18 protein-coding genes are annotated in these 15,413 nt (G+C 67.0%); 15 read left to right on the top strand and 3 right to left on the bottom strand.

Features of this window, described 5'->3' with window-relative positions:
• The first annotated feature begins 69 nt into the window (after positions 1-69).
• On the top strand, positions 70-1,644 hold the full coding sequence (ffh, locus tag E3O18_RS02545) for a signal recognition particle protein (RefSeq protein ID WP_134417379.1): 1,575 nt from the start codon (positions 70-72) through the stop codon (positions 1,642-1,644).
• A 70-nt stretch (positions 1,645-1,714) separates the two neighbouring features.
• A complete protein-coding gene (locus E3O18_RS02540) occupies positions 1,715-2,554 on the top strand; it encodes an LLM class F420-dependent oxidoreductase (protein ID WP_134396310.1) in 840 nt (279 codons plus the stop codon).
• Between the two features lie 152 nt (positions 2,555-2,706).
• Here E3O18_RS02540 and E3O18_RS02535 read toward each other — a convergent pair whose 3' ends face one another.
• The gene (locus E3O18_RS02535) at positions 2,707-3,843 is read right to left on the bottom strand and encodes a glutamate--cysteine ligase (protein ID WP_134396308.1); all 1,137 of its coding nucleotides are present in this window, start codon (positions 3,841-3,843) and stop codon (positions 2,707-2,709) included.
• Between the two features lie 285 nt (positions 3,844-4,128).
• Here E3O18_RS02535 and rpsP point away from each other — a divergent pair, with 285 nt between their 5' ends.
• The 11 genes from rpsP to E3O18_RS02480 all read left to right on the top strand — a co-directional run bounded on the left by rpsP (position 4,129) and on the right by E3O18_RS02480 (position 11,734).
• Positions 4,129-4,554 carry a 30S ribosomal protein S16 gene (rpsP, locus tag E3O18_RS02530; protein WP_134396306.1) on the top strand — a complete coding sequence of 142 codons (426 nt, stop codon included), beginning with the start codon at positions 4,129-4,131 and terminating at the stop codon, positions 4,552-4,554.
• Positions 4,555-4,556: 2 nt separating this feature from the next.
• Positions 4,557-4,793, top strand: a complete 237-nt coding sequence (locus E3O18_RS02525) for an RNA-binding protein (RefSeq protein WP_134396304.1) — start codon at positions 4,557-4,559, stop codon at positions 4,791-4,793.
• A 31-nt stretch (positions 4,794-4,824) separates the two neighbouring features.
• Positions 4,825-5,505, top strand: a complete 681-nt coding sequence (rimM, locus tag E3O18_RS02520) for a ribosome maturation factor RimM (protein ID WP_241973383.1) — start codon at positions 4,825-4,827, stop codon at positions 5,503-5,505.
• A gap of 87 nt (positions 5,506-5,592) precedes the next feature.
• The gene (locus E3O18_RS02515) at positions 5,593-6,474 is read left to right on the top strand and encodes a formate/nitrite transporter family protein (RefSeq protein ID WP_134398157.1); all 882 of its coding nucleotides are present in this window, start codon (positions 5,593-5,595) and stop codon (positions 6,472-6,474) included.
• Positions 6,475-6,483: 9 nt separating this feature from the next.
• Complete coding sequence (gene trmD / locus E3O18_RS02510) at positions 6,484-7,227, top strand: tRNA (guanosine(37)-N1)-methyltransferase TrmD (protein WP_134396299.1); 744 nt, start codon at positions 6,484-6,486, stop codon at positions 7,225-7,227.
• 36 nt (positions 7,228-7,263) lie between these two features.
• Entirely contained in the window at positions 7,264-7,842 is a 579-nt protein-coding gene (locus tag E3O18_RS02505; protein ID WP_134396297.1) for an MFS transporter, read from the top strand.
• A gap of 192 nt (positions 7,843-8,034) precedes the next feature.
• On the top strand, positions 8,035-8,379 hold the full coding sequence (gene rplS, locus E3O18_RS02500) for a 50S ribosomal protein L19 (protein ID WP_104169856.1): 345 nt from the start codon (positions 8,035-8,037) through the stop codon (positions 8,377-8,379).
• 85 nt (positions 8,380-8,464) lie between these two features.
• The gene (gene lepB, locus E3O18_RS02495; RefSeq protein WP_134396295.1) at positions 8,465-9,211 is read left to right on the top strand and encodes a signal peptidase I; all 747 of its coding nucleotides are present in this window, start codon (positions 8,465-8,467) and stop codon (positions 9,209-9,211) included.
• 3 nt (positions 9,212-9,214) lie between these two features.
• On the top strand, positions 9,215-9,856 hold the full coding sequence (locus tag E3O18_RS02490; RefSeq protein ID WP_134396293.1) for a ribonuclease HII: 642 nt from the start codon (positions 9,215-9,217) through the stop codon (positions 9,854-9,856).
• A 12-nt stretch (positions 9,857-9,868) separates the two neighbouring features.
• Positions 9,869-10,192, top strand: a complete 324-nt coding sequence (locus tag E3O18_RS02485; protein WP_066596196.1) for a DUF2469 family protein — start codon at positions 9,869-9,871, stop codon at positions 10,190-10,192.
• 72 nt (positions 10,193-10,264) lie between these two features.
• Entirely contained in the window at positions 10,265-11,734 is a 1,470-nt protein-coding gene (locus E3O18_RS02480) for a glyceraldehyde-3-phosphate dehydrogenase (RefSeq protein WP_134396291.1), read from the top strand.
• Between the two features lie 75 nt (positions 11,735-11,809).
• Here E3O18_RS02480 and E3O18_RS02475 read toward each other — a convergent pair whose 3' ends face one another.
• On the bottom strand, positions 11,810-12,256 hold the full coding sequence (locus E3O18_RS02475) for a nitroreductase family deazaflavin-dependent oxidoreductase (protein ID WP_104103135.1): 447 nt from the start codon (positions 12,254-12,256) through the stop codon (positions 11,810-11,812).
• Between the two features lie 60 nt (positions 12,257-12,316).
• A complete protein-coding gene (locus E3O18_RS02470; RefSeq protein ID WP_134396289.1) occupies positions 12,317-13,129 on the bottom strand; it encodes a metal-dependent hydrolase in 813 nt (270 codons plus the stop codon).
• A gap of 141 nt (positions 13,130-13,270) precedes the next feature.
• Between E3O18_RS02470 and E3O18_RS02465 the strand changes: the two genes are divergently transcribed.
• Together E3O18_RS02465 and E3O18_RS02460 are read left to right on the top strand one after the other, a co-directional pair.
• Positions 13,271-14,410 carry a dipeptidase gene (locus E3O18_RS02465; RefSeq protein ID WP_134396287.1) on the top strand — a complete coding sequence of 380 codons (1,140 nt, stop codon included), beginning with the start codon at positions 13,271-13,273 and terminating at the stop codon, positions 14,408-14,410.
• A gap of 58 nt (positions 14,411-14,468) precedes the next feature.
• On the top strand, positions 14,469-15,182 hold the full coding sequence (locus tag E3O18_RS02460) for an SGNH/GDSL hydrolase family protein (RefSeq protein WP_241978099.1): 714 nt from the start codon (positions 14,469-14,471) through the stop codon (positions 15,180-15,182).
• Positions 15,183-15,413 lie beyond the last annotated feature (231 nt).

The following is a 15,413-nucleotide window of genomic DNA, read 5'->3' as shown; positions in this document are numbered from 1 at the left end:
CCTGACTTCGGATGCGGTTTGCGCACCCGAACAACCGTAGGCTCCGCGACCGGTTAAACTAAACGCATCATGGCTACTTTTGGAAACCTCTCAGATCGCCTGGCCGAGACGTTCAAGAATCTCCGCACCAAGGGCAAGCTCAGCGCGGCGGATGTCGACGGCACCGTTCGCGAGATCCGGCGCGCGCTGCTCGACGCCGACGTTGCCCTCGAGGTGGTCAAGGACTTCACCGGCAAGGTGCGCGAGCGTGCCCTCGGCGACGAGGTCAGCACGGCGCTGAACCCGGCCCAGCAGGTCGTTAAGATCGTCAACGAGGAGCTCGTCGAGATCCTCGGCGGTCAGCAGCGCCGACTCGAATTCGCCAAGAAGCCGCCGACCATCATCATGCTCGCCGGCCTCCAGGGTGCCGGTAAGACCACTCTTGCCGGCAAGCTCGCCAAGTGGCTCGCCAAAGACGGCCACACCCCGATCCTGGTCGCAGCCGACCTGCAGCGCCCCAACGCGGTCACCCAGCTCGAGGTCGTCGGCGCCCAGGCGGGCGTGCCCGTCTACGCGCCCGAGCCCGGCAACGGCGTCGGCAACCCGGTCAAGGTCGCCCGCGACGGCGTCAAGTACGCCCAACAGAAGATGCACGACGTGGTCATCGTCGACACCGCCGGACGCCTCGGCGTCGACGCGGAGATGATGAAGCAGGCCGCGGACATCCGCACGGCCATCGACCCCGACGAAGTGCTCTTCGTGATCGACGCCATGATCGGCCAGGATGCCGTGGCCACCGCCAAGGCGTTCCAGGACGGCGTCGACTTCACCGGCGTGGTGCTCTCCAAACTCGACGGTGACGCGCGAGGCGGTGCGGCCCTGTCGGTGGCCTCGATCACCGGCCGCCCCATCATGTTCGCGTCGACCGGTGAGAGCCTCGACGACTTCGAGCCGTTCCACCCCGACCGCATGGCCAGCCGCATCCTCGACCTCGGTGACATCCTTACCCTGATCGAGCAGGCGCAGGGTGCCTTCGACGAAGACGAAGCGCGCAAGATGGCGGAGAAGTTCTCCACCGACAGTTTCACCCTCGACGACTTCCTCGGCCAGATGCAGCAGCTGCGCAACATGGGTTCGATCAAGAAGATGATGAGCATGCTCCCGGGCGCCGGCGCCATGAAGCAGCAGCTCGAGAACTTCGACGAGCGCGAGATCGTGCGCACGGAGGCCATCATCCAGTCGATGACCAAGGCCGAGCGCACCACCCCGAAGCTGTTGAACGGATCCCGCCGGCTGCGCATAGCCCGCGGCGCCGGCTCGACCGTGACCGAGGTCAACCAGCTCGTGTCCCGGTTCGAGCAGGCCGCCAAGATGATGAAGACGGTTGCCAAGGGCGGCATGCCCAACATCCCCGGAATGGGCCCGGTCCCCGGCGGCATGGGCGGCGGCGGCCGTGGCAAGCCACAGCCCAAGAAGAAGGGCTCGAAGTCGGGCAACCCGGCCAAGCGCGCGGCGGAGAACATGGCGATCGCGTCCGGTGAGAGGCCCGCTGGCGCGGGCCCCGGTGCGGGCGGCGGCACGGGCTTCGGCCTCGGCGGCGCCGGGAAGGCCGGCGGTCCCACCGAAGACGAGATGGCCGCCCTGCAGAAGATGCTCGGCCGGTGACACTTCGCCGCAAACGCTGAGCCGCTGACTGGGCTGCGGATGCGCCCGGCCGCCGGTTTAGGATGAGCGCATGACCTCCTCCACGCCGACTTCCACGCCGTCCTCCACGGCCGGCCGGGTACGTATCGGTGTGCAAATCGCCCCGCAGCACGCCCTCTATCCGAAGATCCGGGTGACCGTGGCGGAGGTCGAGGCCCTGGGCACGGACATCGCGTTCGACTGGGACCACTTCTTTCCGCTCTCCGGCGAGAAGAACGGCCTCCACTTCGAGTCCTGGACGCTCCTCGCGGCCTGGGCGGAGCAGACCTCCACCATCGAGCTGGGCGCGCTGGTCAACTGCAACGGCTACCGCAACCCCGACCTGCAGGCCGACATGGCGCGCACCATCGACCACATCAGCGGCGGCCGGTTCATCTTCGGCACCGGCTCCGGCTGGTTCGAGCGCGACTACGACGAGTACGGCTTCGAGTTCGGCACCGCGGGCACCCGCCTGGACGCCCTCGAGGCCGACCTCCCGCGGATCGAGGCGCGCTGGGCGAAGCTGAACCCGCCGCCCCTGCGCGACATCCCGGTGCTGATCGGCGGCGGGGGCGAGAAGAAGACCCTCCGAATCGTGGCGAGACATGCGGACATCTGGCATTCGTTTTCCACTCCGGCGGTGCTCGAGCACAAGCTCGGCGTGCTCTCGAAGTGGTGTGACACGGTGGGCCGGGACCTCTCCGAGATCGAGATCTCGACCGAACTGCGGTCCCGCACCGTGACCGAGGCCGACGAGCTCTATGACCTTGGCGCCCGCCTGTTCACCCTTGGGCTGTCCGGCCCGCACTACGACCTGGCCTCGCTCACTGACTGGCTCGCCTGGCGCGACCAAAAAAACGCGCTCGAGACGGGCTGCGCCCGAGATGCGTGAGTCCTTATCGAGTGGTGGTAACGCTCCCGGAACGCACTCACGGCCCGTGTCACGGTCCGCTGCCTGCCTGCCTGAGTCGACATCACGAACACCCGGCTCGGAACCCCCAAGCCGCGATCCCGCATCGTCCGCGGCCATGAGGGCTCACTCAGCTATGCGGGGAGGCCCGTGCGGAGTTCGCTGGTCAGCGCCTTCACGACGGCAGGCAGGCTGCCGCCGTGCGCCTCGGCGACCCGCAGCTGCCGCTGGTAGCTCGCACCCCCGGTGATGATCCGGTTCAGGCTCTGCAGCTCGCCCAGGCAGCCCAGTCGCTCGGCGACGGGGGAGAGGATGCCGATCAGCCGGCGCACATCGTCGGTCACCAGGCTTTCGGCGCCCGCGGCATCCGTGATGATCTCGGCGTCCAGGCCGTAGCGAGCGGCCCGCCATTTGTTCTCGCGAACGAACCACGGCTGCATCGACCCGACCGTCTCGCCGGCGTCGAGACGCCCCGACATCCAGTCGACCAGGCACTGGATGAACGCGGCGATGGCGCCGAGTTCCTCCGTCGTGGACACGCCGTCGCAGGCGCGCACCTCGATGGTTCCCCATCGCGGCGACGGACGGATGTCCCAGCGCACCTCGGTCTCATCCTCAATCACCCCGGTGGCGGTCATATCGGCCACGTAGCGCTCCCAGGCCTCCCAGTCGTGCAGGATCCACGGCAGGCCGGCGGTGGGCAACTGCTGGAACATGAGAGCGCGGTTGGAGGCGTAGCCGGTGTTCACGCCGGCCCAGAACGGGCTCGACGCCGACAGGGCCTGCAGGTGCGGCAGGTAGCCGAGCAGGCCGTTCAAAATCGGGATGACCTTGGCCTTGTCCTCGATCCCCACATGCACGTGGATGCCCCAGATCATCATGTTGCGGCCCCACCACTGGGTGCGGTCGATCAACCGGTGGTAGCGGGCCTTGTCCGTGACCTTCTGGTCGAACCACTGGCTGAACGGATGCGACCCGCTACAGATGAGTTCGACGCCCCGCGGATCCGTGATGGCGCGCACCTCGTCAACCTGGGCGGCGACATCCGTGACGGCGCCCGCAACTGTACGGTGCACCCCCGACACGAGTTCGACTGTGTTCAGAAGCAATTCCCCGGTGATGTGCGGATGCGGCGTGCCGTCGCGCGCGGCCAGAGCCGTCAGCACCTCATCTGCCAGGCAGACCAGGTCACCCGACTCGCGATCGACGAGGGCGAGTTCCCACTCGATGCCAATGGTGGACCGTAACGACCGGGCAAATTCGATCCCCATGCGCGGTCCTTCCGATCCTGGTTCAACCCTACGAGCGCGGGTGTGTGACAATCCTGACACCGATTGGCGAAGCGGCGCTCCAGCCGGCCGCGAGTCCGGTGATGACCGCGCCGCCCAGCCGGTCGATTATCAGAAAGTCGTCGATGTCTGACAGAATCATTAGTCGAGTTCTCTTGCGTCCGACCCTCTACTCAGGCGCAGGAAAAAACCTTATTGAGCTTGTGCCGAGTGTGCCCCCACGCTCACGGCCCTCAGTTCGCCAAAAATCAAATACACAGGAGAATTGTGGCTGTCAAAATTCGTTTGAAGCGCATGGGCAAGATCCGTGCACCGTACTACCGCATCGTCGTTGCCGACGCGCGCACCAAGCGCGATGGTCGTGTCATCGAAGAGATCGGCGTCTACCACCCCACGCAGGAGCCCTCCGTCATCGAGGTCAAGTCCGAGCGTGCCCTGTACTGGCTGGGCGTTGGAGCACAGCCGACAGAGCAGGTTGAGGCTCTCCTCAAGCTGACCGGCGACTGGGGCATCTTCAAGGGTGACAAGAACGCCGTCAGTACCGTGAAGTTCAAGGAGCCGAAGGCTCCGTTCGTCGCCGACGAGAAGAAGAAGCCGGTTCTGAAGCCGAAGGCCGACAAGCCTGTGGCCAAGGAAGAGGCACCCAAGGAGACCGAGGCTGCCGCGGAGGCAACCGAAGAGGACAAGGCGTAATTTTGCTCGCTCCCGCGCTTGAGCACCTCGTCAAGGGGATCGTTGATCACCCGGACGATGTGCATGTTGTGACCCAGACGTCCCCTCGGGGCGAGGTTCTTGAGGTTCGTGTGAGCCCCGAGGACCTCGGCCGCGTGATCGGGCGTTCCGGGCGCACCGCCAAGGCACTGCGCACCCTCGTGGCCGCGCTGGCCGACGGCCGCCGCGTGCGCGTTGACGTCGTCGACACCGATTACTGAACTGGTAAATGAGTAGTTGGATATGAGTTCGGTGAACGACAGTACGACTCCGCGCAGCCAGTTGAGGGTGGGGCGCCTGACCAAGGCGCACGGCCTCAAGGGAGCGATCAAGCTGGAATTGTTCACGGATGACCCGGGGCGTCGTTTCGTCCCGGGCGCCGTGTTCACGCTGCAGGTCCCCACGGGTTCACCCTGGCACGGCAAGAAAATCGAGCTCGTCGAGCTCCGCTGGTACAACCAGCACGCGGTCGGCTTCTTCAAGGATGTCCCCGACCGCGAAGCGGCCGAAGCCCTGGCCAAAGCGATCCTCTGGATCGACCAGGACGACGCGGAACAGTCCGGCGAAGAAGACGCCTGGTACGACCACCAGCTGATCGGCCTCTCCGTCGTGCGCGACGGCGTCCAGATCGGAACCATCGCGCGGCTGGAGCACCTTCCCGCGCAGGACCTGTTGATCGTGAAGACCCCCGCCGCCGAGGTCATGATCCCCTTCGTGAAGGCCATCGTGCCCTCCGTCGACATCGCGACCGGCATCGTCACCATCACCCCGCCTCCCGGCTTGCTCGAAGAGCTCCCGGAGGAACCGGACGACGACGATGACAACGCCGTCGATGACAACGTCGACAATAGTGACAACACCGCAGCCACGGCTGCCCCCGAAACTGGATCAGAACCCCAGGCCGAGATCGACGGAGCCCCCGGCCGGAGCTGAAACACGTCCTCGGGGAGAGGCGCGCCGCGCCCGACCGTCTCCCCACCTCGTCACGACGCGGCAGACCTCTTATAGGAGCACCGTCGCATGTCGTACGTTAAACCGAGCCAACTCATCGATGACATTACTCACTCCGGTCTGCTTAAAACGCAATTGACCCTGGGGCAAATGGCGATGCGGGGGGTGCTGGCCGGGGCGATTCTCGGAGCGGCCACGACCGTCGCCTTAACCGCCACGGCTCAGACCGGCCTGCCCATCGTCGGGGCCGTGCTCTTCCCGGTCGGCTTCGCGATGATCCTGTTGTTGGGTCTCGAGCTGGTCACCGGTAGCTTCGCTCTTGTCCCGCTTGCGATCATGGAAAGGCGCACGACGGTCACCCGGGGACTCAGGAACTTCTTCGTGGTCATTCTCGCCCACCTCTTCGGGGCCGGACTGTACGCCTTCCTCTACACGACGTCGATCACGTATCTGGGCACGGACATGTCCGACCCGATGGTCCAGGCCATCATCGACCTCGCCGAGCACAAGGTGCTGCCCTACGAGGCGGTCGGTGCCGGCGGCATCCTTGTCGTGATCATCAAGGCCATGCTCTGCAACTGGATGGTCGCCATCGGCACCATCATGTTCTACACGTCCACGTCCACGGCGGGCAAGGTCCTCGCGATGTGGCTGCCTGTGACGACCTTCTTCAGCCTCGGCCTCGAGCACGCTATCGTCAACATGTTCGCCATTCCGGCCGGCATCATGCTCGGCGCCGACGTCACGGTTGGCCAATGGTGGGTATGGAACCAGGCCCCGGTTCTCCTCGGCAACGTCCTCGGGGCCATCCTCTTCACCGCGCTGCCCATCTACTTCTCGCACCGCACCCATGTGAACCGCGCCCCGGCATCCGGTGACGCAGGCGACGTCGACGCGGAGGTGGCCGCCGAGACGACCGAGCATGCCGAACCGACGCTCGTTCGCTCGTAGACTGCTCCCGTGCGTATCGACATCATCACGATCTTTCCGGAGTTCTTCTCCGTCCTCGACGTCTCCCTGGTCGGCAAGGCCCGGCAATCGGGGCTGATCGACCTTCGGGTGCACAACCTGCGCGACCACACCCACGACCGGCACCACTCCGTCGACGACACGCCCTACGGCGGCGGCGCCGGCATGGTGATGAAGCCGGAGCCATGGGGTGACGCGATCGACGCGATCCTCACCGACGTGCACCCGGGTGGCGAGCCGACGGATGCATCCGCCATGCCCGAAACGACGGATGCCGGTCCGCTCCTGATCTTCCCGTCCCCGGCCGGGGAGTTGTTCACGCAGGCCATGGCCCGGGAGCTGGCCGAGGAATCGAATCTCATCTTCGGCTGCGGACGTTACGAGGGCATCGACCAGCGGGTCTTCGACCACTTCGAGCAGGACGGCCGGGTGCGCCTGGTCAGTCTCGGCGACTACGTGCTCAACGGGGGAGAGGTGGCCGTGATGGCCATGATCGAGGCCGTCGGTCGTCTGATCCCGGGGGTCGTCGGCAACCCGGAAAGCCTTGTCGAGGAGTCCCACGAGGACGGCCTCCTCGAATATCCGAGCTACACGAAGCCCGCGGCGTGGCGCGGCCTCGACGTTCCCTCGGTGTTGCTCAGTGGCAACCATGGCGCCGTCGCCGCGTGGCGGCGGGAGCAGCAATTCTTGCGCACGGCGCGGGTGCGCCCGGACCTTCTGCCGCCAGCGAACTGAGCTCGCCGGCGCAGGTCGCCCGGGTAGTCTGGTGTCGTGTTCGTACGCAGATTCTTCTACTACTGGCAGTTCATTGCCGTCCTCGTGCTTCCGGCGTGGCTCCTGGTCGGCGCCTCCGTTTACGGCAGCGGCGGCTGGGACGTGGTCGGCAGCTTCTTCAGCGGCCTCGTGGTCGGTGTGGGCCTGCTCGCCGTGAGCATGATCTTCTTCGCCCGCACCGAGGTGCGCAGCACCCGCATGGTGTCGTGGGCCGACGTGGGCATCCTCACGCTCTGGCACGCCCTGATCGTGGGCATGGGGTTCACCTACGACGTCGCGCCGGGCCTCGCCGCGCTGGTGATCGTGGTCGGAATCGGCGCGTTCTGGTTCGCCATCTGGGAGCTGATCGCCGCCGCCCGCCGCAGCATGCGGGCCATGATGCTCCTGGTCGAGGAGACGGCGAGGGGCCCCGCGTTCCCGCCGAGCGTGCCGCCCACGCTGCCGCCGACCGACGGTTTCAGCGCCACCCCGGATCCCTCCGTCATCATCGTGCGCGAGCATCCACTCCACCCGCCCGAGGAGTCGGTCGAGAATAAGGAATCCGGGAAGAAGCACGGTCAGGCGCCGGAGGCCTGACCTTCACCCAGCTTTTGCGGGGGTGGTGCGTTTCGTGACATAATCATCGCTTGTGCCGTGGCAAGCCTCTGCCACAGGGGAGCTGCAACGTATCGGCACGAAACACACTCATTCATTTGCGGATTCGCACGCCTCGCGTGTCGCATCGCATAAGCCGTAGTCGTCCTGTGGCGGATACAGAGAGCGAACAGTATGCATATTCTCGACCAGGTGGATGCCCCATCCCTCCGCAAGGACATCCCGGCGTTCCGCGCCGGCGACACCGTCAAGGTCCACGTCAACATCGTTGAGGGCGCTCGCTCTCGTGTGCAGGTTTTCCAGGGAGTCGTCATCGGACGCTCCGGCGAAGGCGTGCGCGAAACGTTCTGCGTTCGCAAGGTCAGCTTCCAGGTCGGCGTCGAGCGTACCTTCCCGGTGCACTCCCCGGTGATCGACCGCATCGAGGTCATCACCCGTGGTGACGTGCGTCGCGCGAAGCTGTACTACCTGCGCAACCTGCGCGGCAAGAAGGCCAAGATCAAGGAGAAGCGCGACTAACACCCGTCGCAGTCGACTCCCGGCTTGCGCTGGATTCCCCCTGAGCTCCTCACCCGTACACTGGGTCAGGAGCTCAGGCGGTTTAATGACAGAAAATTCTCTGCCCACGCGATCCAATCGCCCGGGAACAGAAACAAAGCGCAAGAAGCGCGGCGTTGCACTCTTTATACGTGACCTTCTGGTCATTTTCGTGGTGGCCCTGCTCATCTCGTTCCTGATCAAGACGTTCCTGGTGCGCTCGTTCTACATTCCCTCCGGGTCAATGGAGACCACCCTCCTAATCAACGACCGGATCATCGTGAACCAGCTCGAACCGAAGCTGATCCCGGTCGAACGCGGCGACGTCGTCGTGTTCCGGGATCCGGGCGGCTGGCTGCTGCCGCAGGCTCCCCTTGAGCAGAACGCCGTCATCGCCGCCGTGGACTGGGTCATGGCCGCGGTGGGGCTGTCGGCGCCGGACAGCAACGACCACCTGATCAAACGCGTCATCGGGCTGCCGGGCGACCACGTCACCTGCTGCAACCCGCTCGGCCAGATGAGCGTCAACGACGTGCCTCTGTCCGAACCCTATGTGTCTCTGCCGACCGGGGAGACGAGCGTTTCGCAGGACGACTTCGACATCGTCGTTCCGGACGGCTCGCTCTGGGTGATGGGTGACAACCGCTACAACTCCAAGGACTCCCGCTACAACACCGAGACCCCCGGCAAGGGGTTCGTGCCCATCGACAACGTTGTCGGGCGCGCCCTCGTGATCAGCTGGCCGACCGCGCGCTGGTCTTGGCTCGACGACTACTCGGAGGTCTTCCAGGGCGTCTCCACGGAGACGAGGTAGGGAATGGTCGTGGATCCGACCCTCGACGTCGAACGGGCGTTGCTGGCCGCCGGGGCGACCTGCGTGATCGGCGTCGACGAGGTCGGCCGCGGCGCCCTTGCCGGCCCGGTGGGGGTAGGTGTGGCCGTCGTCAACGCCTCAGCTCCGGCCTTCCCGGCCGGTTTGCGCGACTCAAAGATGCTCAGTGAACCCCGACGCGGGCTCCTCGCGCCGCTGGCCGTCGCCTGGGCGCTGCACTCAGCGGTCGGCCTCGCGACGCCGCTGGAGGTCGACCAACGGGGCATCATCGCTGCGCTCGGCCTCGCCGGCAAGCGGGCCCTCGCGCAGTTGTTCGCGGCCGGGGTCGATATCACCGGCGCCGTGGTGCTCCTGGACGGCAACGACGACTGGCTGAACAGGGCACTGAGCACTCCGCTCAACGTGGTGACCCGTGTGCGGGCCGACCAGGACTGCGCATCGGTGGCCGCGGCATCCGTGATCGCGAAGGTGCACCGCGACGCTCTGATGATCGAGGCGGATGCCGCGACGCCCGGCTACGAGTGGGCCGGCAACAAGGGCTACGGCAGCCCCGCCCACATGGCGGCGATCGCCCTGCTCGGACCCACCCTGCTGCATCGCAAATCCTGGCTGAAGATCACAGCGTAGGATTGAGGAACCATGGAAGAAGATGAATTCGAGGACTACGACCGCGAGGTCGAGCTGGCCCTGTACCGCGAGTACCGAGACGTTGTGGGGCAGTTTCAGTACGTCGTGGAGACCGAACGACGCTTCTACCTCGCGAACGAGGTCGAACTGGTGCGCCGTGACACGGAGCACGATTTCTACTTCGAATTGACCATGAAAGATGTCTGGGTCTGGGACGTCTACCGTTCCGACCGGTTCGTGAAGTCGGTGCGGGTGCTGACCTTCAAAGACGTCAACGTCGAGGAACTCGCGTCCAAGGAGTTCGAACTGCCGAAGGAACTCGCGCTCGACGAGTAGCACAACGAAGACTCAGGCCGGGGGCCTGCACACTCGGCGCAACGATGCGGTCGAGAACGAAGGGTATGTCTTTTGCTGCAGGAATCTGATCGCGCTCTGGCCTCGTGGATCAACCGGGAGGCACTCGCTGAAGAGATGATCCCCTTGATCGGCCGTCTGTATCGGGAAAATCACGTCGTCACGAGCGTGCACGGCCGGGGACTGGTCAACCAGTCGGTGATCGGACTGCTCAAGGCGCACCGCTTCGCGCGGCACATCGACGATGTGGAACTGCCCCTGGAGGAGACCCTGCCGCTGCTGCAGACCCTCAGCACCCTCCGGCTCGGGACCGCGTCGATCGACCTCGGCCGGCTGGCCATGGCCTACAAGCTGGAGGGCGCCGGGCGCGGCCGGGAGGAATTCCTCCGGGCCGAGCTGGCGGATGTCGTCGACCGGCAGGGTGACTTCGTCACCGCGGGCACGGATGTCGTGCTGTACGGCTTCGGCCGGATCGGACGTCTCCTCGCGCGCATCCTGATCGACCACGCCGGCGGGGGACAGGGTTTGCGCCTGCGGGCCATCGTGGTGCGCCGCGGGTCGGACAACGACATCGTCAAGCGGGCGAGCCTGCTGCGCCGCGACTCGGTGCACGGACCATTCGAGGGCACCATCACCGTCGACCCGGTGGGCAACACGATCCTCGCCAACGGCACGCTGATCCAGGTCATCTACTCGAGCGACCCGGCCACCGTCGACTACACCCGATACGGCATCCAGAACGCTGTCGTGGTCGACAACACGGGGCGCTGGCGCGACGCCGACGGACTCCGCCAGCACCTGGCCTGCCCGGGTGTCGCCCGGGTGCTGCTCACGGCGCCGGGCAAGGGCGCGCTGAAGAACATCGTGCACGGCATCAACCATGACGCCATCACCGCGGACGACACCATCATCACGGCGGCATCCTGCACCACCAACGCGATCACGCCCGTGCTCAAGGCCGTGAACGACCGCTTCGGTATCCGGGAAGGCCATGTGGAGACGGTGCACTCGTTCACCAACGACCAGAACCTGATCGACAACTTCCATTCGGGCGACCGCCGCGGGCGCAGCGCCGCCCTGAACATGGTGATCACCGAGACAGGGGCCGCGAAGGCCGTCGCCAAGGCGCTGCCCGAGCTGGCCGGCAAGCTCACCGGCAACGCCATCCGGGTGCCCACGCCCGACGTGTCGATGGCGATCCTCAACCTCACCCTCACGCAGGGCACCACCAAGGACGAGCTCAACACCTACCTGCGCACCATGTCGCTGCACTCCGAGCTGCACAAGCAGATCGACTACATCGACTCGCCCGAGGTGGTCTCCAGTGACTTCCTCGGCTCTCGCCGGGCCGGCATCGTCGACGGTCTGGCTACCATCTGCACCGACACGAAGGCCGTGCTGTACGTCTGGTACGACAACGAATACGGGTACAGCTGCCAGGTCATCCGGGTGCTGGAGGAGATGGCGGGCGTGCATCCTCCGGTGTTCCCGAAGGTGTTGATCGAGCCGGTCGCCCTGGTCTGAGTCACTCTGGTCTGAGTGACTCTGGTCTGGGTCACTCTGGACGGAGTCACCGAGCGGCGTTGGCCCGGGTTCGGGTCAGCGCGGCCGGGGCTCGCAGATCACGACCGGGATATCACGGCCGGTTTTCTGCTGGTAGCCGTCGTAACCCCGATAGGCCGCCACGATCTGCGGCCACAGCTCGGCTTTCTCCGCGGGGGACGCCGTTCGCGCCCGCAGCTTCAGGGTGGTGCCGCGCACGGTCAGTTCGACGTCGGGGTTCGCGACCAGGTTGAGATACCACTGAGGGTGGCGGTCGTCGCCGCCCTTCGAGGCGATCAGCACGAAGCGCTGGTGCCCGTGCACGGGCGCGGTGAGCATGGTTGTGCGACGCTTGCCGCTGGAGCGGCCGATGGTGTGCAGTTCGACCGCCGGCATCGACCCGAACGAGGCGAGCAGGCGCCCGCCGGAGGCCGTTAGTACCGCGCGGTGCAGCACGCTCATCGTCTTCATCTGCAGATCCGTCAGCCGATTACGCAGTCCCATGCCTCCAGCCTACGAGGTGAACAGGGGCGACCGACGGATGTCCCGGCGTCTTCTCCCCCGCTACAGCGGCAGTGCCCCGGCAATGTCCACTAGCGCGGCCTCCAGGTTGACGTCCCAGGTCTCCAGCAGCGCGAACAGCACGCCGTAGCCCGCATAGGCGGTGACCGGGATCAGCAGCAGCCACTCCCGCAGGGAGCCGGCGTTGCCCAGCACCGGCACGGACAGGTAGCCGCCCGATGACCACAGATTCTCGAGCACCGGTACCCGGCGCCACCATCTGGGCGGTTTCGGGATCCACGGCCAGAACAGGGGCAGCCCGCCGGTGGTGAGCAGGTCGCCCAGCAGGTGCACGCCGTAGCCCAGTGTGAAGCAGATCACGAACCACGAGTGCTGCTCCGGGGCGAAAACGGCGATGAAGGCCGCCACGGCGAAGCCGATCGCCCACGCCAGCCCCCACGACTGCTTCGAGAGGCCGAGCACCTTGGCCGCAAACGCGATCGCCGCGGCGCTCATCAGGGCCGGGCCGACGCGCACCGGTTCCGTGGCCCAGACGGGCTCCCAGAGCACGAGACCGATCACGGTGGCGAGCAGCCACGCCGAGAACAGGCCGAGCAGGCTGTGCAGGCCGTGCCGGTGCCCGCCGGAGGCCCGGGAGATCCCCGTGGTGACGAGCCGGCCGAGCACGGGGACGGATTGCGAGATGGTGGCCGAGTTGTGGTCGGCGTCGGCGAGGAGGGCCGCCCCGGCGCAGAGCAGCGAGCCGGCGATCGTTCCGACGGGCGTCACGGGGAAGAGCCCGAGACCGTGCCCGGCGGTCGCCGTGACGGCGATCCAGGCGGCGGCGCCGGTCATGGCATGGTGTGCACCCATCATGAGAGGGGGTCCTAACTGGTCCAGGTCTGATTCAGGCCGTCGGGGGCAGGCCGAGCCTCGATTGGGCCGGTTCACCAGGGCCGGTTCAACTGTAGGTGGCTTCCGCTCCCCGCCCGTGCCGGCCGGCACTAGCGTGGGGGCATGAGCACACCGGTTCCGTCCGCGCCCGCCCCGGCATCCGTCGTTGTCAGCGTCGCGGTATCCGTCGTCGTGGAGCAGGCGCTGGCCCTGGCCCCGCTGATCGACGGCCACAACGACTGGGCGTGGGAGTGCCGGCAGAGCCGCGACTGCTCCGTGGAGGGTCTCGGGGGCGGTCTGTCCACCGACACCGACATCGCCAGGCTGCGGGCAGGGCAGGTCGGGGCGCAGTTCTGGTCGGTCTACGTCAGCGACGACCACACAGGCGCCGACGCCGTGCAGGGCACGCTTGAGCAGATCGACTGGGTCTACCGCCTCGCCGCACGCTACCCTCACGACTTCGGCATCGCGCGCAGTGCCGCCGACGTGGAGGCCGCCCGCGCGACCGGGCGCATCGCCTCCCTGCTCGGCGCCGAGGGCGGACACAGCCTCAACGACTCACCGGCCGCGCTGCGCATGTTCGCCCGGCTGGGCGTGCGCTACCTCACCCTCACCCACGTGCACAACACGACGTGGGCCGACTCGGCCACCGATGAACCCGAGCACGGTGGCCTTACACCCCGCGGCGTCGACTACGTGCACGAACTGAACCGGCTGGGCATGCTGGTCGACCTCTCGCACGTCTCCCCGGCCACGGCGCACGCGGCGTTGGACGCGTCCGACTCGCCCGTCATCTTCAGTCACAGCTCCTGCCGGGCCCTCAGCGACCACCCCCGCAATGTGCCCGACGACGTGCTGCGCCGCCTGGCCGTCAACGGCGGGGTGCTCATGCTCACCTTCGTGCCGCAATTCCTGTCCGAGGACTACTCGGTCTGGTCCGAGGGCGACCGGGACGGGCCGGCGCCCGTCGTGACGCTGACGGATGTCGCGGACCACGTCGAACACGCCCGCCGCGTCGCCGGGATGGCCCACATCGGCCTCGGAGGCGACTTCGACGGCACCGACGAGTTCCCCGCCGGCCTCGAAGGCGTCGACGGTTACCCCGCGCTGCTGTCCGAGCTGGCCCGGCGCGACTGGCCGGCCGCCGACCTCGCGGCCCTTGCCGGCGCCAACGTGCTGCGGGTGTTGCGCGAGACGGATGCCGCGTTCGCGGCCGCCGGACACGCGGCATCCGGCTCCTCGGTGCCTAGGTTGGTGCGCTGAGCATGCCGGGCCGGCGTGTTCCGCCAACCCGGCCGGTGCCCGGCTCCGAATCAGTGTCATGACCCCTCGACGACGCCCTGCCCTCCGGATCACCGTGTGGATCGCCGCCGCCGCCGTGCTGCTCGCGGGGGCGGTGGCCCTGGCAATGCTCGCCCAGAGCGGCGTCCAGGGCCGCGGCCTGGGCGAGGTGGACTCGGGCCCCGCGGCCCGCGGCCCCGGCGAGACCGTGGTTGCCTTCTACGGTGACTCCTACACGCGCGGCACCGGCGGCTCATCCGCGGACAAACGTTGGTCGACCATCGTCTCGGCCGAGCGCGACTGGACCGAGGTCAACCCGAGCCGCAACGGCCTCGGCTTCGTGAACCAGCGGCGGGGGGATGATCTGATCGACCAGGTCATCGCTGCCCGGCCGGACATCGTGATCAGCACCATGGGGCTCAACGACAACTTCTCGATGCCGTCCCGCGCCGACGAGATCGAGGCGGCGATCACCCGCGACTTCGAGACGATCCGGGTGGCCCTGCCAGAGGCGCGCCTCATCGTCGTGGAGCCGTTCTGGTACACCGAGGAGCGCCCGGACTCCGTGGAGCAGATCATCGGCTGGGTTCAGGCGGCCGCGCTCGGCGCCGACGCAGACTACATCTCCGGCGCCTCCCACTGGCTCGACGGGCACCCCGAGTGGATGGCCGACGACGGCCTGCACCCCAACGACGCCGACTACGCCGCCCTCGCCGAGCGGATGGACGCGGAGCTCGCCGCACTGGGGCTGTAGCGGAGGGAATCCTGATCGTTTAGTTGTGTCGCTCCCGGAACGGCAGAGCTGATTGCACCGCGTGGACGCAGCACTGAACAGCACAGACGGACCGCGGGCCGGCGTCGAATGCGTTCGGGACGGTGGTGCTGGAGGCGGGCCGGGGGTGGTCCTCCCCAGACGAGGCCGCGCCGCCGACCGCACAGCTTGTCGACCCCGGGAGTGCCGGGAGTTCCTACCCGGCACGCTGGG

The sequence above is a fragment of the Cryobacterium sp. TMT2-42-4 genome, assembly GCF_004402645.1.
Taxonomy (GTDB): Bacteria; Actinomycetota; Actinomycetes; order Actinomycetales; family Microbacteriaceae; genus Cryobacterium; species Cryobacterium sandaracinum.
This window is presented reverse-complemented; position numbering and strand designations above follow the sequence as displayed.

Excerpts from the sequence above, each read along its gene's own strand:
- E3O18_RS02485 (WP_066596196.1), top strand. The coding sequence starts at position 9,869 with ATGGAAGAAGATGAATTCGAGGACTACGACCGCGAGGTCGAGCTGGCC.
- E3O18_RS02465 (WP_134396287.1), top strand. The coding sequence starts at position 13,271 with ATGAGCACACCGGTTCCGTCCGCGCCCGCCCCGGCATCCGTCGTTGTC.
- rplS (WP_104169856.1), top strand. The coding sequence starts at position 8,035 with ATGCATATTCTCGACCAGGTGGATGCCCCATCCCTCCGCAAGGACATC.
- E3O18_RS02540 (WP_134396310.1), top strand. The coding sequence starts at position 1,715 with ATGACCTCCTCCACGCCGACTTCCACGCCGTCCTCCACGGCCGGCCGG.
- ffh (WP_134417379.1), top strand. The coding sequence starts at position 70 with ATGGCTACTTTTGGAAACCTCTCAGATCGCCTGGCCGAGACGTTCAAG.
- E3O18_RS02475 (WP_104103135.1), bottom strand. The coding sequence starts at position 12,256 with ATGGGACTGCGTAATCGGCTGACGGATCTGCAGATGAAGACGATGAGC.
- E3O18_RS02490 (WP_134396293.1), top strand. The coding sequence starts at position 9,215 with ATGGTCGTGGATCCGACCCTCGACGTCGAACGGGCGTTGCTGGCCGCC.
- E3O18_RS02515 (WP_134398157.1), top strand. The coding sequence starts at position 5,593 with ATGTCGTACGTTAAACCGAGCCAACTCATCGATGACATTACTCACTCC.
- E3O18_RS02460 (WP_241978099.1), top strand. The coding sequence starts at position 14,469 with ATGACCCCTCGACGACGCCCTGCCCTCCGGATCACCGTGTGGATCGCC.
- E3O18_RS02470 (WP_134396289.1), bottom strand. The coding sequence starts at position 13,129 with ATGATGGGTGCACACCATGCCATGACCGGCGCCGCCGCCTGGATCGCC.
- lepB (WP_134396295.1), top strand. The coding sequence starts at position 8,465 with ATGACAGAAAATTCTCTGCCCACGCGATCCAATCGCCCGGGAACAGAA.
- E3O18_RS02535 (WP_134396308.1), bottom strand. The coding sequence starts at position 3,843 with ATGGGGATCGAATTTGCCCGGTCGTTACGGTCCACCATTGGCATCGAG.